Consider the following 23,691-nt stretch of genomic DNA (forward strand, 5'->3'; position numbering starts at 1 on the left):
CGGGCCATCGGGGTCGTGCCGTCGGCGTCGGCGGAGCCGACGGCCTGCACCTCGACGTGGTCGCCGCGAGCCACCAGGCCCACCGCTCCCGGCACCGGTCCGTTGCTGACGTGCTTCTGCAGGAGGTCGTGCAGGTTGGTCATCGGTCCACCGTCAGGGGGTCGTCGGCTTCAGGTAGGTGTGGAAGACGCCCTCCGGGTCGTACGCGGCCTTGAGGGCCTGGAGGCGCCGCCACACGGCAGGAGTGTACGACCGCTGGGCCCGGGACGGGTCGGCGGTGAGGTCGGCTTCGGCGATGTAGTGGCCGGTTCCGTACGGCTCGACGGCGTGCATGGTGTCGCGGAGCCAACGGATGTTGGCGGCGTCGTCGGCCGGTTCGTCCCAGATGGCGAAGGGGGCGAGGTAGGTCTCGCCGAGGACCGAGAAGGCCATGTCGCGGGAGAGGTTGCGGTCCCGGGATGCGGGCCAGAAGGGGGCGAGGATGAGCGTCTTGTCGGAGGGGGCGTCGGAGATCGACGCGGCGAGCTTCGGCAGAAGCGTGGTGAACGGCGTGTCGGACCAGAGGGTTTCCACGGCGTTGCGGTGGGCGGCGGGCCAGAACGCGTCGGACGCCTCGTAGAGGCCGGGGAAGGTCGTCGGCTTGTCGACCGCACTGTCGAGGGCGCGGTCGGCGAACGGGCAGTCCCGGAGGGGCTCCAGGGCCCGGCGGGCGTCGTCCGGCGAGGTCCCGAAGGCGGTGCCGGTGACGGAGATGACCTTGGGGCGCGGCGAGTTCGGCGCGAGGGCCGGGGAGGCGGTCGCGAGGGTGAAGGACGCCTCGACGTTCGCCGGGAGGCGCTCGGCGGCCTCGTTGGCCCAGCGAGTGACGGGTTCGACGTCCGCCAGGGGGAAGGTGTACGTGGTTGCCGCGATCGCCGCCGGGAGTTCGTAGAGGCGTACGTGGAAGCCGGTGGCGACGCCGAAGAAGCCGGGCCCGGCACCTCGGGCCGCCCAGAAGAGGTCGGGGTACTTGTCCTGGTTGCACGTGACGACCTCGCCGTCCGCCGTGACGACCTCGACCGCCTCGACGCTCGCGCAGGCCGGCCCGAGCGCGCCGGCGTTCCAGCCGAGGCCACCGCTGAGGAGGTAGCCGCTCAGGGCGACGGATCCGCAGTGTCCGGCCGGGAAGGCCAGGCCGTACGGGGTCAGCGCGGACACGAACTCGCTTCCGCTCAGCGCCGGTTGTACGGTCGCTGTCCGCGAATCCGCGTCGATCCGGCAGCCGTTGAGCGCCGAGAGGTCGATGAGCATTCCGCCGTCGCGAAGCGGCGACCCGCACCAACTGTGCCCGTGAGCGCGGACGGCGACCCGGAGACCTTGGGAGCGGGCAAGGCGGACGGCCTCCGCGACGTCCGCTTCGGAGGTGGCCCGGACGATGAGGTCAGGGAAGCGCTGGGGCTTGAGGCCGTTCCACAGCATCGCCTCCCAGGTGCTTTCGTACGCGGCGTCACCCCGACGGATGACTTCCCCCTCGATTGCCATGGTGAACTCCTTCGCCGTCAGCCGGTGGTCAGGGCGAAAACCATGATGCACAGCCCCCAGATAAGTGCCACGAGCGCGGCGCCCGCAATATGGGTGCGCACCGAGCGCGCCCGGCTGGGCACCAGCCAGAAGGCGAAGGCCCTGTTCACCAGCGGCATCAGCAGCCAGGTCAGGATGGAGACGCTCAGCACGTTTCCGATGAACAGGCCCAGATATCCAGGCACGCCCAGGGAGCTGAGTTCCTTACCCTCCGTCAGATTGAGCACCATCACCGTGGGATAGAGCGCCAGCACCACCGACATGGCCTGTTTCCAGTTGGGCGGGACGCCCTCCTCCGCGCCTTCCCCGAAGCGGAACCAGCCGCTGAACGCCGAGCCGACCTTGCGCACGTCGTAGGAGGAGAAGTAGTCGCGCCCTTCCTCCAGGAGTTCTTGGCGCTCGGCGGATCCGAGCCAGTCGTCGAGGTGTTCCCGGGTGTCGAAGCGGAATACGACGACCCAGTGGTCCTGAATTCCCTCGACAGGTTTGAACAACTCGGTGCCCATAAAGCCCGGATGCTTTTCCTGTGCCCTCAGGACCTTGTCCTGCCACCCCATGAAGTCGTCCTCGCGCCCGGGCCGCACCTCGTGGGAGATGACCGCCGTGACGGCCTCCTGGGCGGGCTCGGCGGGCGCCGCCCCACCGGCGAGGACCTCCTGCGTCGGCGTCCCCTCGAACAACGAGCGGCTCTCGTCGAGCAGTTCACGACGCGCACCGGACTCCAGCCACGACGTCAACTGGTCAATACGGGAGAAGCGGAAGACCACGACCCATTCGCGCTCGTCGCCGGCACCCGGTGGGTACATTTCCGTACCCTCGAATCCGTCGAATCCCCGCACCATCTGGTTTGTCCGCTCCTGCCAGCGCTGGTACTCGTCATCGCGGCCTTCCCGGACTTTCTGGGAGGTCACGACGGTCACGCTGCCGCTCTGCGGGGTACCGCTTGCAGTGACACCCATGCGGAGTAGTCTAGTTCAAAAGGAATTTAACACACAAACGGGAGCAAATTCGACTCGGCAGTGCTGAGTGGAGGTCCGAAGTATGGGACACAAGGAGTTCCTCACCGAAGCTGTCCGGCTGGCCACGGAATCCGTGGAAGAAGGCTGGGGCGGCCCATTCGGCGCCGTCATCACCCGCGACGACGAAGTCGTCGCCCGTGGCCAGAACCGCGTCCTCCTCACCGGCGATCCGACCGCTCACGCGGAAGTGGAGACGATTCGCAAAGCCGTGCAGGCTCTCAATCCTGAGGCCCCCTCGATATCGCCGGAGCACCAGAACGAGAGCACGCTCGAATACATCCCGCGACCCGAAGGATCGCCCGACTCGGTGGCCGAGCGGGCCCGCATGCTCAAGGGGTGCTCGATCTACATCAGCGGCGCTCCCTGCCCGATGTGCATGAGCGCCATCTACTGGTCGCGGATCGACAACGTGTACTACAGCTGCGATCTGAAGGACACGCGCGAGATCGGTTTCGACGACTCCTTCCAGTACGAGGACTTCCAGAAGCCCCTCAGCGAGCGCAGGATCCAGGTCGCGCAGATCTTCCCCGAGATCGGCGCCCAGGCCTACCAGGCCTGGACGGACAAGAAGGACCGCCACCCGTACTGACCTCGCGTCAGAGGACGGCAACCCCGGACAGCCCCTGAGACCGGGCGAGTTCGTGGCCGAGTTGGCGTACGACGGCCATGTCGCTGAAGGGGAGCAGCTGGTCACCGATGATCTGGTGCGGTTCGCTGCCCTTGCCCGCGACGAGGACGATGTCGTCGGGCCCTGCGGCGGAGAGAGCGAAGGCGATCGCCAGGCGGCGGTCGCCGATTCGCTCGTACGGGGTGCCGGTGGCCGCGATGCCGGGAGCGATCTGGTCGAGGATGGCGTCCGGGTCCTCGGTGCGCGGGTTGTCGGAGGTCAGGACGCAGAGGTCGGAGAGGCGGCCGGCGATCTCACCCATGGCGGCCCGCTTGGTGGTGTCACGGTCGCCGCCGCAGCCGAAGACGGTGATGACGCGGCCCGTGGCGAAACCGCCGATCGCGCCCAGTACCTTCTCCAGGGAGTCCGGGGAGTGGGCGTAGTCCACGATCACCGACGTACCCAGCTCCGTGACCTGCCGCTCGAAGCGCCCCGGCACCGGCGGCATCAGATGCAGCGCGGCGACAATCGCGCCGAGGTCGTGGCCCAGGACATGGCAGGCGGCGACAGTGGCGAGGGCGTTCGACACGGAGAAGCGTCCCGGGACGGGGATCGCCGCCGGATACGTGCGGCCCCCGTGGTGCAGGGTGAAGCGGGTGCCGGAGGCGTCCATCACGAGGTCGGTCGCGCGGTAGTCGGCGTCGGTGTCGACGGCGTACGTGGTGGTCGCGGCTCCCGGCATCAGGGTCTGGATGCGGGCGCCGACCGGGTCGTCGGCGTTGACCACGGCGCGGCGGCACAGGCCCTGGAAGAGCCGGAGCTTGGCGTCGCGGTAGCTCTGCATGGTGCCGTGGTCGTCCAGGTGGTCCTGGGTGAGGTTGGTGAAGACGCCGACGTCGATGTGGGCGTCGTCGACCCGGTGGGTGAGCAGCGCCATGGAGGTGGCCTCAAGCACCACGGCGGTCGCCCGGCGGTCGCGCATGTAGCCGAGGACGTACTGCAGGTCCGGGGCCTCGGGGGTGGTGAGGACCGACCGGGGCATCGGCACCAGTACGTCGCCGACGCGGCTGCCCGCCGTCCCGATGACGCCGACGCTCGCGCCCTCGGCGATCCGTAGGACCGACTCGACCATGTACGAGACCGAGGTCTTCCCGTTCGTGCCGGTGATGGCCACGATGTCCATGCCGCGGCCGGGCTCGCCGTGGTAGCGGGCGGCGAGCGCCGACGCCGTCACCCGGATGTCCGGTACGCCTACGACGCACACACCGCCCAGCACGAGCGGGGCGTCGCCGCCCTCCTGCACAAGGACCGCCACCGCACCCAGCTCGACGGCCTGCGCCACGGCCCGTGGACCGGGGCCGCCCTCGGTGTGGCCGGGTACGGCGACGTAGAGCGAGCCGGGGGTCGTGCGGTGAGCGTCGAAGGTCATGCCGGCGCTGATCCAGGCGGTGCCGGTGTCGCCCTGGAGAACCTGGTGGGTGTGGCCGTCGAGCAGTTCGTTCAGTTTCATGACTGTCCCCTCGAAGGCGGCTCTCCGGCACGCCGCACGTGTGCCGAGTGCCGAACGGAAGCCCGGAGGGGGACCGCAGGAGGACCGCAGGGGAAAGCAGCGCCAGGGCTACTCAGCCCCGGGAGTCTACGCCCGGCAAACCGATGATCCCGTTCCGCCGGAGTACGCTGGCCGGACCCAGGACATTTCACGCGCCGGCCCCCTGCCGCCGTCTTCCTGCGGTGAGTGGATACACCGGGCACGGGTCCGGGGACGGGCCGAGTGCCGATGACCACTGATTCTCCGCTCGCTGCTGACCGGACGGCAGGCAGTGACTTCGCCGGACTGTCCCGGCTGATCACCAGCGCGGGCCTGCTCGAACAGCGTCCTGGCTACTACCTGGCCCGGATCGGCGGCGTCGGTCTGCTGTACGCGGGCGTGTGGGCGGCCTTCGCGGTGCTGGGCAACTCCTGGTGGCAGCTGCTGACCGCAGGCGTGCTCGCGGTGCTGTTCGCCCAGGTCGCGCTCGTCGCGCACGACCTCGCGCACCGCCAGGTCTTCCGGCTGCGCCGCCCCAGCGAGACGGCGGGGCGTATCGCCGGGAACCTGTGCATCGGCATGAGCTACGGCTGGTGGCAGGACAAGCACACCCGCCACCATGCCAACCCCAACCACGAGGACCTCGACCCCGACGTCCTGCCCGACATCCTGGTCTGGTCCTCCGACCAGGCACGAGTGGCGCGCGGGCTGCCGCGCTGGATCGGCGCCCGCCAGGCGTACTGGTTCTTCCCGCTGCTCACCCTCGAGGGCATGAACCTGCATGTCGCCGGCTTCCGGGCGCTCTTCCGCCGCCGCCCCCCGCTGAAGCACCGGCGCTTGGAGGCGTCCCTGCTCTGCTTCCACGTGGTCGGCTACGCGGCCGCGCTGCTGCTGGTGCTGTCGCCGGTCAAAGCGCTGGTGTTCCTCGCGGTACACCAGGGGCTCTTCGGCCTGTACATGGGCTGCACCTTCGCCCCGAACCACAAGGGCATGCCCACCCTGACCGGAGACGACCGGCCGGACTTCCTCCGCCGCCAGGTCCTGACCTCGCGCAACGTACGCGGTGGACGCCTCGTCGACCTCGCCCTCGGCGGCCTCAACCACCAGATCGAGCACCACCTCTTCCCCAGCATGCCCACGCCCCACCTGCGGCGGGCCCGGCCCATTGTGAAGGCGTACTGCGACGAGCGCGGCGTCACGTACACCGAGACGGGGCTCGTCGCCTCGTACGTCCAGGCGCTGCGGCACCTTCACCGCGTGGGAGCGCCGCTGCGTCGCGCGACGGCCTAGGCCAAGGCCTGTCCGCGCTGGACCGCCCGGGCGGGAGATGGCCGGAGTAGAATGACGATCACCGAGAGTTTTTTCGCATGCCGGCTTCCGTGTCGGCGTCGTTTTCGGCGAGTCACAACGCCGGGCGGATGCGAAAAGCGCCCCGCCCGGGGACAGGCGCCACGCCATGGGCGTGATGACCCAGCCACTGGTCACCGGACCGGCGGTCCCCTCTCAGACCCAGCCACCGCAGCCGCTGCGCGTACGCCTGGCACCGCCCGGCGTGAAGCCAGGACGCCTGGACGGAGCCTGGTGGCCCCGGTCGCGTGACCTCGCCGCCGAACTTCCCTCCCTGATCCACGCGTTGGACCCCCGCTGGGGCCGCGTCACCCACCTCTCCGTGAACTCCGCGCTCTGGCCGGTCGTCCCCCGCAAGGTCCCGGCCACCGGCCACGTCGTGCGCGTCGGCTGGTTCAGCCCCGAGCTGGACCGGCACGGGCTCCTGGTGCTCTCGTACACCGTGGGCCGCTGGGACCTGCTGGTGATCCCCCCGGAAACCGGCCCAGCCGCGGCCGACCGGCTGATGACCGCAGCGGCCGATCCGCACGGCATCCTCACCGCGAGCGCGCTGATGGCGGCCGAAGCGGCCCTCGTACAACCGACAGGGGTGCACCCGTGATCCATCTGCTCAACGGCCGGCACGCCGAACGGATCTCGGCCTTCCACGACAGCCAGTCCCTTTTCGGCGGCGTCACCCCCCGTCGTGACCACCGCGACGGCGGACGCGGACGGCTCCGCCCGCGCGGCAGTCAGACCCGCTCCCGCCGGACGTGACGCACCGCGCCCTGCCCTCGGTTCCTTCAGATTGCGAATTCCCTTGTGAATGACGACCGTTCCCTCCCCGCACCGGGCCTCGCCGAGGTCCGCATCACCGCTGCCTCCCCCGACGTGGCACGAAAGATCGCGCAGGCGCTCCGCCGCTGGTTCGCCAGTACGGAGCAGCGCAGCTACCCCGCAGGCAGGTCGGGCAGCGGCACCCGCCTCCAGATCACCGTGGACACGACCCGCACCCCCGGGCCACCCGCCGCAAGCCGGCCATGGCTGACCCCCCGCGACAAGGCGGGCTCCGCATGACCGCCCTGCGCCTCAACCTGCTTGCCGCCGGCGCCGGCCCGCACCGCCTGGACGGCGCCTGGTGGCCGCACTCCCATGACCTCGCCCGCGAACTCCCTGCCCTGCTGGCCGCCTTGGACGACCGATGGCCCGACATCACCCGCATCACGGTCAGCCGTTCCCTCTGGCGTACCGGCCCCCGGCGCCTACGCCTCCCGGACCGCGTCCTGCACATCAACCGCTCCGACGTCGTCCACAACCCGAGCGCGGTGTGCCTGCTCTCCTACGGCGTCGGCCGCTGCGACCTCTTCGTCGTACCGCCCGGCGCCTCACCCACCGAGGGCGAGCGCCTCATGGCCGCCATAGCCGGGGACGACCTCGCGGCACCGGTGGCCGGTTAGGCCGCGCCGCGTCGCCACTACCGCCGCCAAAAGGTGGGCAGCCAGCAGCACAGCACCGAGGTGTCGTCCGGCCACGGCGCGGACTGCTCGGCCTCCCAGTCCTCGAAGGAGTCCCGGGACGGGTCGACGGTGCGCCATGCCCGGTCAACCGGCTCGTCCGGCCTGGGCGGCCGGACGTACGTGAGGCCGTGGCCGTCGCAGCGCCGGAAGATCGCCTTCGACCCGGGCATCCGGTCGAGGACGAGGTGCCCGCAGCACTGGCAGGGTTTGGGGTCAGGCACGGTTGACCGATCGCGTGATGCCGGTGGCGATGGTGGTGGCGAGGATCCAGCCGGCGGCGGTGAGGACGTAGCCGACCCATTGGGTGCCGGGGGTGGGGGTGAAGGCGGAGCCCTGGCCGAAGCTGACGACAGGGAGGAGGTGGTCGAGGGTGAAGACGACCGGGTTGAAGGTCTCCGGGCCGGCGGGGTCGTTGCGTATGGGCTGGTGGAGGGAGAAGACCACGGAGCCGGCTGCCAGGAGGCCGAGGAGCCAGAGGGGGGCGCGGGTCGGGCGGTAGCCGTAGCCGACGGTGGAGTCCTGGACGGCGCCCCAGAGGCGGGCGTACCAGGGGAGTATGCGATGGCGGGCGCGTTCCTTGGCGAGGAGGACGGTGCGGGCCTCGTTCTCGTGGCCGAGGGTGCGGTAGGCGAGGGCAAGTTGCTCGAAGGGCTGGGGAGCGTAGCCGGAGCGGTCGTGGGTCAGCCAGCGGAGCCGCTCGGGGGCGGGGAGCGGGCTCTCGAAGCGGTCGTAGCGCAGGCCGTCCAGGCGCAGGTCCGCCGGCCAGGTCTCCGGGTCGTCCCGGATGACGCCGAGCGAGGCGTGCCGGAGGTCGACGCAGCCCTCGGGGGCGTCGGTGGTGCGCAGGTCGGTCTCCCTGGCCTGGGTCTGCCACAGGCGCAGGACGGTCCGGCCGGGGCCGGCGGTCAGCCGTGCGTCGCGCAGATTCAGCTCGCCGCCGACCCGTACGGCCGTGAGCGCGGTACGGCCTTCGGCCTCGAAGCCGCCGGTGAGGTGCAGGCTCCCGGCGACCTCCAGGCCGTACGCACGCAGCGCCGTGCCGCCGGGGTTGCTGAGCCGGGCGCCCCAAAGGCGTACGCCGCCCGCGACAGTCGCGCCGGGAAGCCGCAACTCACCTTCCGTACGCATGCCGTTGCCGATGATGTCGCCCTCGACCCGCATACGGGATCCTGCCAGGGCGGTGCCGCCGGGGTTGGACAGCCGCGCGCCGGTCATGTCGAGGTCGCCGCCGACCTGTGCGCCGCGCAGGACCACCTCGCCGCCCTCGGCGGTGAAGCCGTCGCGCAGCCAGATGTGGTCCTCGACCCGGACCCGGTTGGCCGCGAGAGCCGGGCTGTCGGTCGCGCCGAACAGCCGGGCGCCATCCAGCTGGAGGATGCCGGTGATGTGGGCGGCGTCGAGCCGGAGCAGGCCGGTGAACCGGGAATCGTTGAAGCGGGCGTTGCCGTCGATGGAGGCGTTGGCCGCGTTGAGGCGGACCAGGTGACACCGCTTGACGCTGAGCTGGCGCGTCCGGGCGCCGTAGAGGCTGATCGGGTCCGCGAAGTAGCAGCCCTTGAAGGTGAGGCGGTACGGGATCTCGGAATAGTCGAGGTCGAGCCCACCGTCGACCCGGACCCCGGTGAGCCTCAGCGCCGGCACCCGGCCGGGGACGGGATCACCCGGGCCGCCCCCGAGCAGCAGCAGCGCCAGCACGGCGGCCCGGACCGTGCGCGCCGGGCCCCAGTCGGCGCTGTTGGCCGGGTCGTCGACCTCCGGATCACAGGCTCGGAGGTCGACCTCCTCGCCCCGCGCGAAGGCGTCCCGTATCTGTCGTTCCGTCGGAGTCAGATCCTCTTCCCGCACACGGGGAAGGGTATCCGCCGTACGGATCAACCAACCTTCGCCAGCGGGCTCTTGGCACCGCTCGCGGCGAAGTAGAGCAGCCCGGAGACGATGACGCCGGCGCCCCCGCCAGCAGCGCCGCCATCGAGGCGTTGAAGGAGCTGGAGACCGACACCCTCCCCGCCGGCGAACTCCTCAACGTCCTCCAGGACGCGGTCCGCCGCGCCGGGCAGGCCGTCCAGGACCTCGACACAGCCGCCGACTCGGGCACGGGCTCGGCCGCCGACTCCGGCACGACGCTCACCGACGACCCCCGACCGCGAGCAGGCCGTACGGGACCTCGTCGGCCTGGCCAACCAGGTCGGCGGCCCGGACAACGTGACGTGTGTGGTGGCCGATGTGGTGGAGCCGGGGCTCTAGGTACGGCTGTGGCTCCACGTCTCGTACGGCTCGGAGGACCCGCCGGAGGACCCGCCGGCGGCCAGGGGCCCCTCCGAACCCTCGGCCCGCGTCCAGCCCCAAGAGCGGTAAGCCGCCAGCGCCGGGGCGTTCGTCGGCTGCACGCGGGCCGTGGCGAGCGCGGCGCCGGCGCGGGTGAGGAGTTGCTCCAGGAGCCGGGTCGCGACCCGGCGACGGCGGTGGGAGGGGAGCACCATGACCTCCACGACGGTGAAGACCTGGCCGTCGGAGGTGAGGTCCTCATGCCCCGGCCAGGAGGAGTCACCGCGGTCGGTACGGAAGCCGCAGACGCACCCCACGACGGCGCCCGCCTCGCTGGCGATCATCATGTCGAAGCCGGGGTGCTGGACGTAGTCGGCGAAGCGCCACAGGAAGTCCTGGCGGTCGTTGAATTCCGTAACTGAACCGCCCCCGTAAGCCTCGACGTACAGGTCCGCGAAGGCCTCGCGCTGCTGCTCCGCCTGCCACCTGCTGAGATGCCGCAGGAACACCGTGTCCGCCATGTGTCTCATCGTGACACCGCGCGAGGATCCGGGAAATACCGCGTGGTGAGGTACGGTGTGGGCAGTATGAGCTGCGGTGACGCGCGCCCCTGCCGTAAATCTCCCGCTTCGATGAGATCTGTGCTAGCTTCGCGTCAGTTGCAGTTTTGGTACCCATGATTTCTGTGTGCGCCTGACGGGATGTGACCCTCGGGCGCATTTTCGTTTTTACGGCCGTCCGGATGGGGTCAATGCGGCGACGCGGAAATGCACGAGGTGTGTATTTCCGGCAATGCCCCTATCAGAGGAGATTGACAATGGCTACTGGCACCGTGAAGTGGTTCAACGCGGAAAAGGGCTTCGGCTTCATCGAGCAGGACGGCGGCGGCGCCGACGTCTTCGCCCACTACTCGAACATCGCCACCTCCGGCTTCCGTGAGCTGCAGGAGGGCCAGAAGGTGTCGTTCGACGTCACGCAGGGCCAGAAGGGCCCGCAGGCCGAGAACATCATTCCGGTCTGATCCGGGACGAAGCATCACCTGGCCGGGGGCCCGCACCACGACGGTGCGGGCCCCCGGTTTCGCTGCCTGCGCGGCTACCTTCGCCCGCCGTTCCGTGAGAGTCTGGCGACACTGGCCCCGCCCACCTACCCCTTGCTGAGGCATGATGCGCGTCACCATCGCCCGCCGACACTTCTACATCCACGCGATCGAGGTGGAACAGGCGATGAGCGGGGTCACTCCCGAGCCCGTCTCCGGTGCCTCGATCAAGATTGGCGGGGTCACCTACCCCCCGATGCAGGTCGGCGCCGTTGTGACCCGCCAGGACCGTCGCGACTTCAGCGCGGGCGAGGTCATCCGGGCGATGCGTGCTCTGGGCTTCACCTGCGAGACCGGTGCCAACAGCAATTCCGGCGGTATCTGAACGTTGTCAGTGGCGCCCGGCATCATGGGGTGATGCCGCCGCCCCGCCCGCACGACCCGCTCCGCTCCCTGAGCCCGGCGACCGAGTCGATGACGCTGCTCGTCGCCGCCGTGATCGTCCACGACCGCGAGAACGACCGCGTCGTCCTCATCCAGCGCGGCCCCGAGGCCAAGTTCGCCCAGGGCCTGTGGGATCTTCCCTCCGGCAAGGCCGACCCGGGCGAACCCGTCACCGCGACCGCCGTACGCGAGCTGCGCGAGGAGACCGGCATCGTCGTCGATCCGGCCTCCCTCCGCCTCGCCCAGCTCATCCACGGCGCCTGGGGCGTCGAGTCCCCCAACGGTTTCCTCACCGTCGTCTTCGCCACCCACGAGTGGTCCGGCGAGCCTCGCAACACCGAACCGGCCAAGCACTCCCATGTCGGCTGGGTCGATGTCGACGCCATCCCCGAAGCCTTCGTCCCAAGCACGTCGAACGCCCTCGCCCACTACCTGGCCGGCGCCTCGAAGGTGCTGCTTCACGGATGGGACGGCTGACGGATTTTCTGAGTAGTAGGGTCGCCGACCGTGGACTACATACTGCCTCTGCTGGCCATCTCCCTCTTCGCGTACGGACTGACGGTCTCGGCCATGGAGAGCAAGATCAAGCGCGTGGAGCGCAAGCTGGATCTGCTGCTGCAACATCTCGGTGCCGACGAGCCGACGCCCGCCGGGCTGGAGCGGGTGCGCGAGCAGCTGCGGCAGGGCCGGCAGATCCAGGCCATCAAGATCTACCGTGAGCTGACGGGCGCGGGTCTGAAGGAGGCCAAGGAAGCAGTCGACCGGCTGGACGGTCAGGGCGGCGCCGAACGGCCTTGACGGGCGCGCTCGTTGAAGGGGCTCCTTGAAGGCGCTCATCGAAGGGCCTCTTTGCAGGCGCACCTGAACGCCCCGGCATGGCCATCCGTATCCCTCACCGACCGGGATCGTCACGCACCCCCGCCGAGATCGAGATCGTGAGGACCAGCCGATGACCACCGCTCACTCCAGCCTCTCCTCCCTCCAGGCCCTCCCCGACGGGGAAGCCGAGCTCCAACTGGTCGTCCACCTGCGCTGGGAGGATCTCGCCGCCCTCGGCCGCGAGGCCAGCCGGCTCGCGGTACGCATGCAACGCCCCGTCGGCCTCGACGAGGCCGCCACCCACCACCTCCGCAGCCGCCTCGCCGCCCCACCGGCCCCGGCCCCCGCCCCGGAACCGGCGGCGCCGACCGCCGCACCGATCGCCATCACCGCAGGTCACACCGCCGGTCATGCCCAGCAGGCGCAGCAACCCGTCTCCACCGGCGCGCACGCGGCCGTCGCCGAGCACTCCGCGCGCGTGTCGTCGCTCGCCGGCCGCGCCCAGCAGGACCAGACCCCGGCGGCAGGCTGATCGGGGGGCCGGTGGCGTAGCCCTGGTGACATGCGGCCCGTGGTGGACGACGGACAGCGGCACCTCCCGCAGCCGCTCGCCGAGCAGGGCGGCATGGCGGCGGCCGGTGTCCGTGAGGCCGCTCTCGTCGGGTAGTGCCTGGCCGTGGCGGGCGAGATAGAGGTAGCGGGTCGCGTTGCGGGTCATGGCATCTGGGACGTCGATCCGCAGGGGCCGGTTGCCGTCGTGGGAGGATTCACCTGCGACGATCAGAAGATCAGCAGCCGGTCTGCGGGAGGACGAGCGCCCATGCGCGACGAGACGATCGACAACTTCCTGGAGCGGCTGGCCGCACGCGTGCCCGCCCCGGGCGGAGGCGCGGCAGCCGCCCTGCACGCGGCGCAGGGCGCGGCGCTGGTGGGCATGGTCGCCCGCTACAGCACCGGCGAGAAGTACGCGCAGCACCGCGAGACCGTCGAGCGGATCATCGCCGCGAGCGACGAACTGCGGTCCACCGCACTCCGGTTGGCGGAGGACGACGCGGCGGCCTTCACCGCCGTCACGGAGGCGTACAAGCTGCCGAAAGCCACCGACGAGGACGCGTCGGCCCGTTCCGCCGCCATCGCCGCCGCGCTGATCGGCGCGGGTCGGCCGCCGGCCGAGGTGATCGCGGTCGCGGGCCGGGTGGTCGACCTGGCCGCCGAGCTGCTGCCGATCGGCAACCCCAATGTCGTCTCGGATGTGGCCGCCGCCACCGAGGCGGCCCGCGCCGCCGCGACCACCGCCCGCGTGAACGTCGAGATCAACCTCGGCGGCATCAAGGACGAGCAGGCCCGCGCCGAACTCACCGCCTCGGCGGACGCGGTGGACGCCATCGCCGCCCGCGCCGAGCGCGTCACGGACGCCGTGCGCAAGGAGATCGCCAAGTGAGCGCCCTGGGCCTGTCGGGCAAGGAGCTCGCCGCGTCGATCCGTACGGAGACCGCCGCCCGCGCCGCCGAGCTGACGGCAGCGGGCCGGCGACCGAAGCTGGCCGTCGTCATCGCCACGGCGGACGAGTCCAGCGCCTGGTACGTACGCTCCATCGCACGCGCGGCGGAGAAGGCCGGCATCGCCTGCGACCTCGTCGACCTCGGCGCCGACGCGAGCGCGGAGGCCATCCGCGCCCGGCTGGCCGCGCTCAGCGACGACCCCGCCGTACACGGCATCATCCTGCAGACCCCGCTCCCGGAAGGAGCCGCGCTGGAGGACCTCGCCTCCGCCATCGCCTTCGAGAAGGACGTGGACGGCGCGAATCCGCTCAGCCTCGGGCGGCTGGCCGCCGGACTCCCCGCCTACGCGCCCGCAACCGCCGAGGCGGTCGTGGCGATCCTCGACCACCACAAGGTCGAGCTGACCGGCCGCCATGTCGCGGTCGTGGGCCGGTCGACGGTGGTCGGCAAGCCCGCCGCGCACCTGCTGCTCGACCGGAACGCCACGGTCACCGTCTGCCACTCGCGTACGGCCGACCTGGCCGCCGTCACGTCGGCCTGCGATGTCGTGGTGGCCGCCGTCGGGCGGGCGGGGCTGATCACCGCCGCGCATGTGCGCCCGGGGGCGGTCGTGGTCGACGTCGGCACCAATCCGGCGGAGGACGGTGGCCTGGTCGGCGACGTGGACGCGGCATCGGTCGCACCTGTGGCGGGCGCGCTGACGCCGGTGCCGGGTGGCGTCGGGCCGGTGACCACGGCTCTGCTGTTGCGGCACACAGTGGGGGCGGCGGCATTGTAGTGGCGCCACCGTAGTTGTGTGGACCGTGTGAAAGCAGAGGCCGACGAGACTGTCAGTTCCCACATTCGTATGGCAGTCTCATTTTCGTCGTCATCCTTACGACCGAAGAGAAGACCCTGTGGCGCCTCTGCCCATCACCCTTGCGGCACGACTGCTGCCCACCGTCGTCCTGGCGATCGTCGGCTGGTCCATGACGACGACCGGCAACTCGACCGCCGATGCGGGCAGCCAGGCCTCAGCTCAGTCGCCCGCGCCGTCCTCCTCGTCCTCCGGTTCCGGTACGAATTCGGGGTCGGGGTCGGGGTCGGGGTCGAAGTCCGGATCCGGGTCGGGTGCGTCGTACTCCACGCCGCCCGCGGCCTGCGGTTCGATCACGGCCGCCACCCTCAAGAAGCTCGTCCCGGACGTCAAACCGGCCGGCAAGGAGCTCAAGCTCACGGACCCGACACACCGGACCGGTTGCTCCTGGAACGCTCTCAAGGGCTTCGACTACCGCTGGCTCGACGTGACCTTCGAGGTCGCCTCCGCCGACAACGGCACGACAGGCCAGAGCGCCGCGGCGACGGCGCGCAAGACCTACACCGCGCAGAAGCAGACCTCGGCCCTGACCGGGGTCGGCGACGAGGCCTCCGTCAGCACCTCGCTGACCAAGGACGGCGGCCAGCAGACGCAGGAAGCGGTCCTCGTCGTACGCAAGGGCAACGCCCTGGTCACCGTCACCTACAACGGCAGCAACTTCGAGACCAAGAAGGCCCCGAGCGCCACCGACGTACGCCAGGGCGCGCTGTCCGCCGCCAAGGAAGCCCTCACAGCACTCGGCAAGGCCTCGACCGTCGCTTCCTGAGCGCTCCGCCCTCGGCCTACCCTTCCCGGGCCACTCGGTCATCAAGTCGATCGTGCTCGCCGACGTCCGCCTGGCCGAGAAGCCCGAGGGCCTGCTCACCGTCAACGGCACGGGCGACGCCTTCGCCTTCATCGCCCCCTTCGGCGACGGCTGGTACCGCGTCATGGGCTGGGACCGGCTCAGCCAACGCCCCGACACCGACCCCATCGACCGGCCGACGTCCGCGACATCGCCCGCCGCGCCCTCGGCACCGACTACGGCATGTACGAGGCCCGCTGGCTCTCCCGCACCACGGACCCCCGGGTCACACCGGCGACCTGGTCAGGCGACCGCCGCACCACCCTGCTCGTCCGCCCCGACGGTTACATCGCCTGGGCCTCGGACACGGCCGACTCGGCGGACCTCCGAGATGCCCTCGACCGCTGGACGGGCCCGGCCACATGACGGGGCCGTGAGGGTGCCCTTCGAGGTCCTCCGCCTCACCCCGCCTATGCTGCACACACAGCCCCTCAACTGGTGAAAGGCCCCGCGACATGAGCCCCCGCACCGCAGTCGTCACCGGCGCAAGCAGCGGCATCGGCGCCGCCACCGCCCGCAAACTCGCCACCGCCGGATACCACGTCGTCCTTACCGCCCGCCGCGCCGACCGCCTCGAATCCCTGGCCAAGGAGCTCACCGCCGCCGGCGCCTCGGTCTCCGCCCACGCCCTCGACGTCACCGACCGCCCCGCCGTCGACGCCTTCGCGGCCTCCCTCCCCGAAGTCCACGTCCTCATCAACAACGCGGGCGGTGCCTTCGGCACCGAGTACGTCGCCAAGGCCGACCCCGACGACTGGCGCGCGATGTACGAGGTCAATGTGCTGGGCGTCCTGAATGTCACGCAGGCACTCCTCCCCGCACTCACCGCCAGCGGTGACGGCACCGTCGTCATCCTGTCGTCCACGGCGGGCTTCGTCGCCTACGAGGGCGGCGGCGGTTACGTCGCCGCCAAGCACGGCGCCCACGCGATCGCGGCCACGCTGCGACTGGAACTGTGCGGCGATCCGGTCCGGGTCATCGAGATCGCGCCGGGCATGGTGAAGACGGACGAGTTCGCCGTCACCCGCTTCCGGGGGGACGCGGACAAGGCCGCGGCCGTGTACGAGGGCGTGGCCGAGCCACTCACTGCGGATGACGTCGCGGACACCGTCGTGTGGGCGGTCACGCGGCCCTCGCACGTGAATGTGGACCTGCTGGTGCTGCGGCCCAGGGCCCAGGCGGCGCAGCACAAGGTGCACCGGGTGCCCGGAGAAGGGTGACCTACTCCTCCTCCGCGAGGCGGTGGGCCTCGGCGGCCTCGCGGGCCTCGGCGGCTTCGGCGGGGGCGTTGGCCCGGGTGAAGGCATCGGCGGCCCGGGCCAGGACGGTACGGGCCGAGGCCGGCGACCACATCGAGATCGGCCCCGGAGCCACCTTCCGCGACGCGGTGGTCGGCAAGGAGGTCGACGGCGTCGAGGGCCAGGACCACCACCCCGGCGCCGGCGACCACATCGAGATCGGCAAGGGCGGCACCTTCGAAGGCCCCGTCACCGGCAAGCGCGTCGGCGGCCGCTAGCGCCGAGCAGTAGCAGCCCCAAGAACCCGGAGGGCCCGGCTCTCGCCTTCTCCCCCACCGCCTGGACGTCCTTCGTGAACGCCGTCCGGGAGGGCGACCTCCCCGCCTGAGCGGCGCAGTCAGTAGTAGCCCTTCTCGCCGTCGAGAAGCTCCCGTATGACGTCCAGGTGGCCGGCGTGCCGGGCGGTTTCCTCGATCATGTGGAACAAGAACCACCGCAAACTGGCTGCAGAAGAAGGGAAGTCCGGGTGCCGGCCCGTGTCATCCAGCGCGTGGGCCGCGATGATCTCGTTCGACACCTCACACTGCCGGTCGTACTCCTCAAGGAGCTGCGCGAGCGGGATGCCCTCGACCATCATGTCCGCGTCCTCGGGCTCCTCGAACTGCGGACCCTCGGCGGGCCGGCCCAGGAAGACGACCTCGAACCAGAGGTGTTCCACCCAGCGCAGGTGGGAGACGATGCCCGCCGTCGTCATGTACGGCGAGGCCGGAAGCAGGGGCCGGTGGGCGCTCTCGTCCGACAGGCCTTCGCACTTCCAGCGGATGACCGCGCGCTGCATGTCGAGCCAGCCGACGAGCTGGGCCCGCTCGTCGGCGTCGTAAGAAGGACGGACACGGGAAGGAGTCATGCGCGGCGACGCTACCCCAGCCCAAGTCCCATCGCACCGGAGTTTTGGCGGTGAAGTCCCCCAACCAGCGGCCGGGTGGGCAGGGGCAGGGCAGCAGCCGGAAGGGGGCAACCGTGCGCGGCTGCCCCCACCGTTCAACCCTTCACGCAGACGACCTGCTTCAGCTTCGCGACGACCTCGACCAGGTCCCGCTGCTGGTCGATGACCTTCTCGATCGGCTTGTACGCACCCGGGATCTCGTCAACCACGCCTGACTCCTTCCGGCACTCCACACCCCGGGTCTGCTCCTCCAGATCCCGAGTCGAGAACCGCTTCTTCGCCGCGCTACGACTCATCTTGCGGCCTGCGCCATGCGAGGCGGAGTTGAAGGCTGCGGCATTTCCCAGGCCCTTGACGATGTACGAACCCGTGCCCATGGACCCCGGGATGATCCCGTAGTCACCGCTTCCGGCGCGGATGGCGCCCTTGCGGGTGACCAGCAGGTCCATGCCTTCGTAGCGCTCCTCGGCCACGTAGTTGTGGTGGCAGGAAATGACATCGTCGAAGGTGACCCTGGCCTTCTTGAACTCCCGCCGGATCACGTCCTGCGAGAGGGCCATCATGATCGCGCGGTTCCGCTTCGCGTACTCCTGAGCCCAGAAGAGGTCGCGCCGGTAGGCCGCCATCTGCGGGGTGTCCGCGATGAAGACGGCGAGGTCGCGGTCGACCAGGCCCTGGTTGTGCGGGAGCTTCTGGGCCTCACCGATGTGGTAGTCGGCGAGTTCCTTGCCGATGTTGCGGGATCCGGAGTGGAGCATGATCCAGACCGAATTGTCCGAATCAAGGCATAGTTCCCAAAAGTGATTCCCCGAGCCGAGCGTTCCCATCTGCTTCACGGCCCGCTCGTGACGGAACTTGACCGCTTCCGCCAGCCCGTCGAACCCCGCCCAGAAGTCGTCCCACCCGGCGGTCGGCACGCCGTGGAAGCGGTCCGGGGTGACGGCCTCGTCGTGCATGCCTCGGCCGACCGGAATCGCCTGCTCGATCTTGGAGCGGAGGCGCGACAGGTCACCGGGAAGATCGTTCGCGGTCAGGGAGGTCTTGACCGCGCTCATCCCGCACCCGATGTCGACGCCCACCGCCGCCGGGCAGACGGCGCCGTGCATGGCGATGACGGAGCCGACGGTGGCGCCCTTGCCGTAGTGGACGTCGGGCATCACAGCGAGGCCCTTGATCCAGGGCAGGGTGGAGACGTTGCGCAGCTGCTGCATGGCGACGTCCTCGACGCCGGACGGGTCGGTCCACATGCGGATCGGGACGCGGACGCCGGGTACCTCGGTGTATGACACTTTCATCCCCAGACAAACAGGTACAACAAATCAAGTCTTATCGAAAGCAGAAATCAAGCACAAAGCGGACTAAAAAGGTCCATGATCGGGCGCCCACCCAGACCAGTGCGGTAAACATTGTGTCCACCGGTCGCGTTACCGCGCCACGGGATTTCGAGGAAGGGGCCAGGTCAGTGCTGCCATCGGGAGACCGACCCCATTCGTCCCGTGCGATGCGGCGGGCCGCGCTGTCCGTCACCGCGTTCACCGTCGCACTCGCCGCGCTGACGGCGTGCAGTTCATCGAGCGGCTCGGCCGCCGGCACAGCCGACGGCAAGGCGGCAACCGGATCGGCGAGCCCGTCGGTGGCGCCGGGGAAGTACCGGGTGCTGCCGGAGCCGTGCGGGGCGGTGAACATGAACACCCTCAAGTCGCTGGTGCCGGGCGCGAAGGACTACGCGGGCACGGCGGAGCTGACATATGACACCGACCGGCGGGTCGGTTGCGGGTGGACGGGCACGACGAGCGACGGCAATCGCTATCTGCACGTCGATTTCCTGCGCGTGGTGTCCTACGACAACGCGGTGAGCGACGAGTCGCAGGCCGCCACGGACTACGACGAGAAGGCGCTCGCGGCCGGCATCGAGACGGCGACGTCCGCCTCGGCCACCCCGTCGGACTCGGCCTCCGCCTCGACCACGCCGTCCGCCTCCGCTTCCGCCTCGGACTCCGCTTCCGTCGCGCCCCGCACTCTGAGTGGCCTTGGCAACAGCGCGTACATCGATGACGTGCTCAAGACCCAGGACTCCGGCGTGCATCGCGACATCACCATCGTGTTCCGGAAGTCGAATGTGCTGGTCACCGTCGAGTACTCGGAATGGTCGACGGACAATTCGGTCAATCCGGGAAGCCAGGAACTGCAGGACGGGGCCCGCAAGGTGGCGGGCGAAGTGGCAGATCAATTCGCCCGATAAGGCAAAACGCGTAGTCTGGCCGTTTGCTGTCTGTACGAAGTGAGCGAAGGACCCATGCAACGATCAGCCCCGCGCCCCGCCCGACTGCTCGCCTGCGCGGCCGCCGCGACCATCTCCGCAGCCCTTGTCACCGGCTGCTCCTCGGCCTCGTCGAGCTCGTCCGACAAGTCGACGGCCGGCGGTTCTGCTTCCGCCTCGACCTCGGGCTCCGCCTCGCCGAGCCTGGCCACCGCGAAGTACCAAGCGCTGCCGGAGCCGTGCAGGACGATCTCCGCCACGACCGTCACGTCGCTCGTCCCGAAGGCGAAGAACGCCTCCGGTGACGCCGCCAAGTCCTCGGACTCCTCCTCCCGGGGCGGCTGCTCCTGGAACGGCCTGGACGGATATCAGTACCGCTGGCTGGATGTGGCGCTGCAGCGCTTCGACTCGGTCGCGGGCATCGGCACGGCCCAGAGCCAGGCGGAGAAGCGGTACGCGGAGCAGCTGACCGAGACCAAGGCGGTCAGCGGCGCCAAGGCGGAAGCGGTCACCGGCGTCGGGGACGAGGCGACCGTCGTCACGGCGGGGGTGAAGAAGGACAAGGAGCAGTACGAAAACGTGACCGTGATCGCGCGGACCGGGAATGTCGTGGTGACCCTGTCCTACAACGGCGCGGGGTTCGAGACCGCGAAGACACCGAAGGCATCGGCCCTGCAGTCGGACGCGCTGAAGGCGGCCAAGGAGGCCGTGGCGTCGGTCGCGGCGAAGAACGCGTAACAACTGCCACCCCTCCTGCACCGATTACGCCGCTTTGTGCGTCTTGCTACTCATCTCATGTGACAGGCTGGCCCCGCCAGTTCGGCGAATGCAGGAGGGGCGGGCGTGGCCGCGATACCTATGACTCGGACGCACCGGATCTTGGCCGGTGTGGTCGTGACCGGGGCGGTGGTGATTGCCGCGATCGGCTTCGCGGGCTCGTACGCGGCCGTGCGGGAGTTGGCGCTGGCCAAGGGCTTCGGCTGGTTCGCGAACGTCTTCCCGGTCGGCATCGACGCGGGCATCGTCGTGCTGCTGTCCCTGGACCTGCTGCTGACCTGGCTGCGGATCCCGTTCCCGCTGCTGCGGCAGACGGCCTGGCTGCTGACCGCCGCCACCATCGCCTTCAACGGCGCCGCCGCGTGGCCGGACCCGCTGGGCGTCGGGATGCACGCCATCATCCCGGTCCTGTTCGTGGTCAGCGTCGAGGCGGCGCGGCACGCGGTGGGCCGGGTCGCGGACATCACCGCCGACCGGCACATGGAGTCCGTACGCATCACCCGCTGGATCCTCGCGCCCTGGCCGACCTTCCGGCTCTGGCGGCGGATGAAGCTGTGGGAGCTGCGCTCGTACGACGAAGTGATCCGCCTCGAGCAGGAGCGGCTGGTCTACCAGGCACGCCTGCGGGCCCGTTACGGGCGCGCCTGGCGCCGCCGCGCACCGATCGAGGCACTGATGCCGCTGCGGCTCGCGCGGTTCGGCGTACCGCTGTCGGAGACGATCCCGGCAGTGCCGGACGAGCTTTCGCCGACCACCCCGGCGCCGTCGCCCCCGGCCATCGTCGCCCCGGCCGCTGAGGCCGCAGTTCCCGTGCCGTTCCCCGCCCAGCGCCAGGCGGCCCCGCCGATCGACGCCAACGGCCTGCCCATCGCGCCCTGGGCCCCGTCCCCGACACCGCAGCCCGAGCCCATGTGGCAGCCCGAGCCGGAGGCCGTACAGCCCCGGACAGCCGCCAACGGCCGCCGTCCCCTCGCGACCGGCCCGGAGCCGGAGCCGCCGTCCGTCCCGCTCCCGGACGGCGTGTCGCGGGAGGACGCGTACTTCCACGCCTACCGCCAGCTGATCGCCGAGACCGGTGAGCGGCCCAACGCCCGGCGCCTGGTCCGCAAGCTCAACGAGCTGTACGGCGGCGACATCCTCCCGGAGAGGGCCGTGGTCAACGACCTCCGGGAGCTGCACGAGCGCTTCAGCAGCGAGATGGACGACCAGTACGTGCCGTAGTCAGGGCCGCACATTCGGCCCTGACTACCGCCTGGTCACCCGCCGAGCAGTTCCCGCACCCGGTCGGCGCCCACTGCGAGCAGCAGCGTGGGCAGCCGGGGCCCGGTGTCCCGCCCGACCAGCAGCTTGTAGAGCAGCGCGAAGAACGACCGCTGCGCCACCTTCAGCTCGGGTGTCGGCTTGACGTCCGGCTCCAGGCCGGCCTGGATCTTGGGCACCGCGTAGACGAGCGTCGTCAGCCCGTCCAGCGACCGGTGCTCGTCCAGGCCGTCGACCAGCAGCTTCAGCGCCTGCCGGTCGCTGTCCGACAGCGCCGCGAGCGTCTCTCGGTCCGGCTCGGTCCGCACCTGCGTACGGTTCTCGGGCTCGACGTGGGTGTTGACCCAGTTCACCGCGCAGTCCAGCCGCGGCCGTGCCTCGTCCAGCGAGCCGAGCGGGTGCTCGGGGTCGAAATCGCGCAGGATGCGGAGCGTCTGCTTCTCGTCCCCGGTGGTGATGTCGACGACCGACGCGAGCGTACGGAAGGGCAGCTTGCGCGGCGTCGTCGGCAGCACGCCGGACGCGGTTCCTGCGGCGCGCGAGTGGACCGCGACATCGACCGGGGCGGCCGTTCCGGCCTCGATCTTGCGCTCGAGGGCGTCCCACTCGTCGTACGTACGGGAGATCTCGTCGCCGAAGGAGATGTTGAAGGCCTGGTTCGGCCGCCGACGGGCGTACAGCCAGCGCAGCAGCTGCGGCTCCATGATCTGCAGGGCGTCCGCAGCGACCGGCACCCCGCCCTTGGAGCTGCTCATCTTGGCCATTCCGCTGATGCCGACGAAGGCGTACATCGGGCCGATGGGCGGCTCGGCGCCGAAGATCTCGCGGACGAGCTGGCTGCCGACGGTGAAGCTGGAGCCCGGCGAGGAGTGGTCGACACCGGACGGCTCGAAGTCCACACCCTTGAAGGCCCAGCGCATCGGCCAGTCGACCTTCCAGACCAGCTTGCCTCGGTTGAACTCGCTCAGCCGCACCGTCTCGGAGTGCCCGCACGCCTGGCAGGTGTAGGTCAGCTCGGTCGTCTCGTCGTCGTACGAGGTGACCGTCGTCAGGTCGCGGTCGCAGTTCGAGCAGTACGGCTTGTACGGGAAGTACTCGGCGGCGTCGGCGGCCGGCGCGGCGTCCTCGTCGTCCTGCTCCGTCTCGGGCTTCTTCTTCGTCCGGTAGCGGCCGAGCACCTCGTCGATGCGGCGCCGCTCGCGCATGGCGAGCAGGATCTGCTCGCGGTAGGTGCCGGACAGGTACTCGTGGGTCTGGCTGATCTCGGTGACCTCGACGCCCAGCGTCTTCAGCGCGGCCCGGAAGGGCGCCTTGAAGTGGTCGGACCAGGTCTCGTACTCACTTCCCTCTGGAGCCGGGACGGAGGTCAGGGGCTTGCCGATGTGCTCGGCGAAGGTGGGGGTGCCCCCGGCGGAGCCAGGGGGAGGTTCGTAACCGGCCGGGACCTTGCGGTAACGGTCGAAGTCGTCCCAGGAAAGGATGTGCTCGCACGGCACCCCCCGGCGCTTGATCTCGTCCGCCACAAGGTGCGGGACCATGATCTCGCGCAGGTTGCCGAGGTGGATCGGCCCTGAGGGGCTGATCCCGGATGCGACGATGACCTTTTTGCCCGGGGCCCGCCGCTCGGCTTCCGCGATGACGTCGTCCGCGAAGCGGGCGACCCAGTCGGCCTCGGTGCTCTGAGCCACTGTCTCGACTTCCTTCCAGAGGTTTAGGGCCTGTCCGGCGGATCATGGCCGGGTCCGCGGCGTCTGGCACGGCGCCTTGCGATGCACCGCACCTGGGGGAGCCGCGGCCTATCCGACCCTGATCCGCCGGACAGGCCCTAGCGGGTACCCACCAATTGTCCCAGAGAATATTGGGTGGTAGCCGCGTGGGATACTG

30 protein-coding genes and 3 pseudogenes are annotated in these 23,691 nt (G+C 70.2%); 22 read left to right on the top strand and 11 right to left on the bottom strand.

The window, feature by feature from the left end:
* Positions 1 to 153 precede the first annotated feature (153 nt).
* On the bottom strand, positions 154 to 1,521 hold the full coding sequence (locus tag EFK10_RS44030; protein ID WP_127361247.1) for an FAD-binding oxidoreductase: 1,368 nt from the start codon (positions 1,519 to 1,521) through the stop codon (positions 154 to 156).
* A 17-nt stretch (positions 1,522 to 1,538) separates the two neighbouring features.
* Positions 1,539 to 2,480, bottom strand: coding sequence for an antibiotic biosynthesis monooxygenase (locus EFK10_RS44035; protein ID WP_240677850.1), 942 nt, complete (start codon positions 2,478 to 2,480; stop codon positions 1,539 to 1,541).
* A gap of 121 nt (positions 2,481 to 2,601) precedes the next feature.
* Between EFK10_RS44035 and EFK10_RS44040 the strand changes: the two genes are divergently transcribed.
* On the top strand, positions 2,602 to 3,168 hold the full coding sequence (locus tag EFK10_RS44040) for a nucleoside deaminase (RefSeq protein ID WP_127361248.1): 567 nt from the start codon (positions 2,602 to 2,604) through the stop codon (positions 3,166 to 3,168).
* 7 nt (positions 3,169 to 3,175) lie between these two features.
* Here the strand turns inward: EFK10_RS44040 and EFK10_RS44045 are convergent, their stop codons facing one another.
* On the bottom strand, positions 3,176 to 4,696 hold the full coding sequence (locus EFK10_RS44045) for a UDP-N-acetylmuramoyl-L-alanyl-D-glutamate--2,6-diaminopimelate ligase (protein ID WP_127361249.1): 1,521 nt from the start codon (positions 4,694 to 4,696) through the stop codon (positions 3,176 to 3,178).
* Between the two features lie 267 nt (positions 4,697 to 4,963).
* Here EFK10_RS44045 and EFK10_RS44050 point away from each other — a divergent pair, with 267 nt between their 5' ends.
* From EFK10_RS44050 to EFK10_RS44065, 5 genes are all read left to right on the top strand, one after another.
* Entirely contained in the window at positions 4,964 to 6,004 is a 1,041-nt protein-coding gene (locus tag EFK10_RS44050; protein ID WP_127361250.1) for a fatty acid desaturase family protein, read from the top strand.
* 175 nt (positions 6,005 to 6,179) lie between these two features.
* Positions 6,180 to 6,662 carry a DUF5994 family protein gene (locus tag EFK10_RS44055; protein ID WP_127361251.1) on the top strand — a complete coding sequence of 161 codons (483 nt, stop codon included), beginning with the start codon at positions 6,180 to 6,182 and terminating at the stop codon, positions 6,660 to 6,662.
* Positions 6,659 to 6,817, top strand: coding sequence for a hypothetical protein (locus tag EFK10_RS48245; RefSeq protein WP_164836423.1), 159 nt, complete (start codon positions 6,659 to 6,661; stop codon positions 6,815 to 6,817). The genes EFK10_RS44055 and EFK10_RS48245 overlap by 4 nt, the downstream gene beginning before the upstream one ends.
* A 45-nt stretch (positions 6,818 to 6,862) precedes the next feature.
* Positions 6,863 to 7,117 (top strand): hypothetical protein, encoded by a 255-nt coding sequence (locus EFK10_RS44060; RefSeq protein WP_127361252.1) that lies wholly within the window; start codon positions 6,863 to 6,865, stop codon positions 7,115 to 7,117.
* Positions 7,114 to 7,497, top strand: coding sequence for a DUF5994 family protein (locus tag EFK10_RS44065; protein ID WP_127361253.1), 384 nt, complete (start codon positions 7,114 to 7,116; stop codon positions 7,495 to 7,497). Before EFK10_RS44060 ends, EFK10_RS44065 begins: the two co-directional genes overlap by 4 nt.
* 17 nt (positions 7,498 to 7,514) lie before the next feature.
* On the opposite strand, the gene EFK10_RS44070 is transcribed toward EFK10_RS44065, so the two are convergent.
* From EFK10_RS44070 to EFK10_RS44085, 4 genes are read right to left on the bottom strand one after another with little or no spacing between them, the layout of a single operon-like run.
* Positions 7,515 to 7,778, bottom strand: coding sequence for a hypothetical protein (locus EFK10_RS44070; protein WP_127361254.1), 264 nt, complete (start codon positions 7,776 to 7,778; stop codon positions 7,515 to 7,517).
* Complete coding sequence (locus EFK10_RS52445; RefSeq protein ID WP_127361255.1) at positions 7,771 to 9,402, bottom strand: translocation/assembly module TamB domain-containing protein; 1,632 nt, start codon at positions 9,400 to 9,402, stop codon at positions 7,771 to 7,773. The genes EFK10_RS44070 and EFK10_RS52445 overlap by 8 nt, the downstream gene beginning before the upstream one ends.
* A 26-nt stretch (positions 9,403 to 9,428) precedes the next feature.
* Positions 9,429 to 9,758: a hypothetical protein gene (locus tag EFK10_RS48250; protein ID WP_164836425.1), complete on the bottom strand. Its 330-nt coding sequence runs from the start codon at positions 9,756 to 9,758 to the stop codon at positions 9,429 to 9,431.
* A 39-nt stretch (positions 9,759 to 9,797) separates the two neighbouring features.
* Entirely contained in the window at positions 9,798 to 10,343 is a 546-nt protein-coding gene (locus tag EFK10_RS44085) for a GNAT family N-acetyltransferase (RefSeq protein WP_164836426.1), read from the bottom strand.
* A 296-nt stretch (positions 10,344 to 10,639) separates the two neighbouring features.
* Here EFK10_RS44085 and EFK10_RS44090 point away from each other — a divergent pair, with 296 nt between their 5' ends.
* The 5 genes from EFK10_RS44090 to EFK10_RS51605 all read left to right on the top strand — a co-directional run bounded on the left by EFK10_RS44090 (position 10,640) and on the right by EFK10_RS51605 (position 12,656).
* Positions 10,640 to 10,843, top strand: a complete 204-nt coding sequence (locus EFK10_RS44090; protein ID WP_127361257.1) for a cold-shock protein — start codon at positions 10,640 to 10,642, stop codon at positions 10,841 to 10,843.
* Between the two features lie 142 nt (positions 10,844 to 10,985).
* On the top strand, positions 10,986 to 11,246 hold the full coding sequence (locus EFK10_RS44095; protein WP_322973472.1) for an SCO5918 family protein: 261 nt from the start codon (positions 10,986 to 10,988) through the stop codon (positions 11,244 to 11,246).
* 32 nt (positions 11,247 to 11,278) lie between these two features.
* Positions 11,279 to 11,782: an NUDIX domain-containing protein gene (locus EFK10_RS44100; protein WP_127361258.1), complete on the top strand. Its 504-nt coding sequence runs from the start codon at positions 11,279 to 11,281 to the stop codon at positions 11,780 to 11,782.
* Between the two features lie 30 nt (positions 11,783 to 11,812).
* On the top strand, positions 11,813 to 12,103 hold the full coding sequence (locus tag EFK10_RS44105) for a ribosomal protein L7/L12 (RefSeq protein WP_240677851.1): 291 nt from the start codon (positions 11,813 to 11,815) through the stop codon (positions 12,101 to 12,103).
* A gap of 151 nt (positions 12,104 to 12,254) precedes the next feature.
* Complete coding sequence (locus tag EFK10_RS51605; RefSeq protein WP_240677852.1) at positions 12,255 to 12,656, top strand: hypothetical protein; 402 nt, start codon at positions 12,255 to 12,257, stop codon at positions 12,654 to 12,656.
* Positions 12,657 to 12,689: 33 nt separating this feature from the next.
* Here EFK10_RS51605 and EFK10_RS51610 read toward each other — a convergent pair.
* Positions 12,690 to 12,842: pseudogene (locus EFK10_RS51610) on the bottom strand (histidine phosphatase family protein); the annotation flags it as partial.
* Between the two features lie 102 nt (positions 12,843 to 12,944).
* On the opposite strand from EFK10_RS51610, the gene EFK10_RS44120 reads away from it, so the two are divergent.
* The 8 genes and pseudogenes from EFK10_RS44120 to EFK10_RS51620 all read left to right on the top strand — a co-directional run.
* Positions 12,945 to 13,565, top strand: coding sequence for a cyclodeaminase/cyclohydrolase family protein (locus EFK10_RS44120; RefSeq protein ID WP_127361259.1), 621 nt, complete (start codon positions 12,945 to 12,947; stop codon positions 13,563 to 13,565).
* The gene (locus EFK10_RS44125) at positions 13,562 to 14,404 is read left to right on the top strand and encodes a bifunctional 5,10-methylenetetrahydrofolate dehydrogenase/5,10-methenyltetrahydrofolate cyclohydrolase (protein ID WP_127361260.1); all 843 of its coding nucleotides are present in this window, start codon (positions 13,562 to 13,564) and stop codon (positions 14,402 to 14,404) included. The genes EFK10_RS44120 and EFK10_RS44125 overlap by 4 nt, the downstream gene beginning before the upstream one ends.
* Before the next feature lie 118 nt (positions 14,405 to 14,522).
* Complete coding sequence (locus tag EFK10_RS48255) at positions 14,523 to 15,248, top strand: hypothetical protein (protein WP_164836428.1); 726 nt, start codon at positions 14,523 to 14,525, stop codon at positions 15,246 to 15,248.
* A 1-nt stretch (position 15,249) separates the two neighbouring features.
* Positions 15,250 to 15,563: pseudogene (locus EFK10_RS44135) on the top strand (FAD-dependent oxidoreductase); the annotation flags it as partial.
* Positions 15,564 to 15,614: 51 nt separating this feature from the next.
* On the top strand, positions 15,615 to 15,692 hold the full coding sequence (locus EFK10_RS53675; RefSeq protein WP_407647263.1) for a hypothetical protein: 78 nt from the start codon (positions 15,615 to 15,617) through the stop codon (positions 15,690 to 15,692).
* A gap of 89 nt (positions 15,693 to 15,781) precedes the next feature.
* On the top strand, positions 15,782 to 16,546 hold the full coding sequence (locus EFK10_RS44140; RefSeq protein ID WP_127361262.1) for an SDR family NAD(P)-dependent oxidoreductase: 765 nt from the start codon (positions 15,782 to 15,784) through the stop codon (positions 16,544 to 16,546).
* Positions 16,543 to 16,842 carry a hypothetical protein gene (locus EFK10_RS51615; protein ID WP_164836422.1) on the top strand — a complete coding sequence of 100 codons (300 nt, stop codon included), beginning with the start codon at positions 16,543 to 16,545 and terminating at the stop codon, positions 16,840 to 16,842. Before EFK10_RS44140 ends, EFK10_RS51615 begins: the two co-directional genes overlap by 4 nt.
* Positions 16,843 to 16,868: 26 nt before the next feature.
* Positions 16,869 to 16,952 (top strand): annotated as a pseudogene (locus EFK10_RS51620) (DUF397 domain-containing protein); the annotation flags it as partial.
* 9 nt (positions 16,953 to 16,961) lie between these two features.
* Here EFK10_RS51620 and EFK10_RS44150 read toward each other — a convergent pair.
* Positions 16,962 to 17,471: a DinB family protein gene (locus tag EFK10_RS44150; RefSeq protein ID WP_127361263.1), complete on the bottom strand. Its 510-nt coding sequence runs from the start codon at positions 17,469 to 17,471 to the stop codon at positions 16,962 to 16,964.
* Positions 17,472 to 17,605: 134 nt separating this feature from the next.
* Positions 17,606 to 18,799, bottom strand: coding sequence for an RtcB family protein (locus EFK10_RS44155; RefSeq protein ID WP_127361264.1), 1,194 nt, complete (start codon positions 18,797 to 18,799; stop codon positions 17,606 to 17,608).
* A gap of 173 nt (positions 18,800 to 18,972) precedes the next feature.
* Here EFK10_RS44155 and EFK10_RS48265 point away from each other — a divergent pair, with 173 nt between their 5' ends.
* From EFK10_RS48265 to EFK10_RS44170, 3 genes are all read left to right on the top strand, one after another.
* Positions 18,973 to 19,752: a hypothetical protein gene (locus EFK10_RS48265; protein ID WP_164836430.1), complete on the top strand. Its 780-nt coding sequence runs from the start codon at positions 18,973 to 18,975 to the stop codon at positions 19,750 to 19,752.
* Between the two features lie 54 nt (positions 19,753 to 19,806).
* On the top strand, positions 19,807 to 20,508 hold the full coding sequence (locus EFK10_RS44165) for a DUF3558 family protein (RefSeq protein WP_127361265.1): 702 nt from the start codon (positions 19,807 to 19,809) through the stop codon (positions 20,506 to 20,508).
* Between the two features lie 120 nt (positions 20,509 to 20,628).
* Positions 20,629 to 21,768 carry a DUF2637 domain-containing protein gene (locus EFK10_RS44170; RefSeq protein ID WP_127361287.1) on the top strand — a complete coding sequence of 380 codons (1,140 nt, stop codon included), beginning with the start codon at positions 20,629 to 20,631 and terminating at the stop codon, positions 21,766 to 21,768.
* Positions 21,769 to 21,803: 35 nt separating this feature from the next.
* Here the strand turns inward: EFK10_RS44170 and lysS are convergent, their stop codons facing one another.
* A complete protein-coding gene (lysS, locus tag EFK10_RS44175) occupies positions 21,804 to 23,495 on the bottom strand; it encodes a lysine--tRNA ligase (protein WP_127361266.1) in 1,692 nt (563 codons plus the stop codon).
* Positions 23,496 to 23,691: the final 196 nt, after the last annotated feature.

It is taken from the genome of Streptomyces soli (assembly GCF_003999195.1).
In the GTDB taxonomy this organism is placed as follows: domain Bacteria; phylum Actinomycetota; class Actinomycetes; order Streptomycetales; family Streptomycetaceae; genus Actinacidiphila; species Actinacidiphila soli.